The following is a 445-nucleotide window of genomic DNA, read 5'->3' as shown; positions in this document are numbered from 1 at the left end:
AAGATTTTGAGGATTATCTATTAGCAGATAGCTCATGGCAGTCAATGTGTTCTTCTCAAACGATACCTGTGGCAGTAACGACGGATTTCACTACTTATATTGAACAACGCTCACTTGAATTGTCTGAACAATTAGCGCTTGTTTCTTCTTTAATGGCAGAAAAGAAACTGGTTGATGTCAGGATAGAGAACGAGCTATTAATTATCACTCCTCTTACCAATGCTGTCCCAAAGGAGGTTGATGGATTTAGCAGAAAAGTTCATAGTTTACTGCCAAGAATTAAGTTGACCGATTTGTTGGTAGAAGTTGATTCTTGGACACAATTTACTAAACATTTTACGCATTTACATTCAGGAGAACAAGTATCCGATAAAGTTGTTTTGTTAAGTGCCTTGCTTGCTGATGGTATTAATTTAGGTTTAACGCGGATGGCTGACGCAACTCA

The 445-nt window shown here is 37.8% G+C and carries 1 protein-coding gene; it reads left to right on the top strand.

Annotated features, from left to right (window positions below; genetic code table 11):
• On the top strand, window positions 1-445 hold a 445-nt coding region (locus GNF10_RS39560), incomplete at both ends, for a Tn3 family transposase (RefSeq protein WP_185607524.1).

It is taken from the genome of Nostoc sp. UCD121 (assembly GCF_014222285.1).
In the GTDB taxonomy this organism is placed as follows: Bacteria; Cyanobacteriota; Cyanobacteriia; order Cyanobacteriales; family Nostocaceae; genus Nostoc.
The sequence above is the reverse complement of the archived record's forward strand: the minus strand, read 5'-3'. Positions and strand labels throughout refer to the sequence as shown.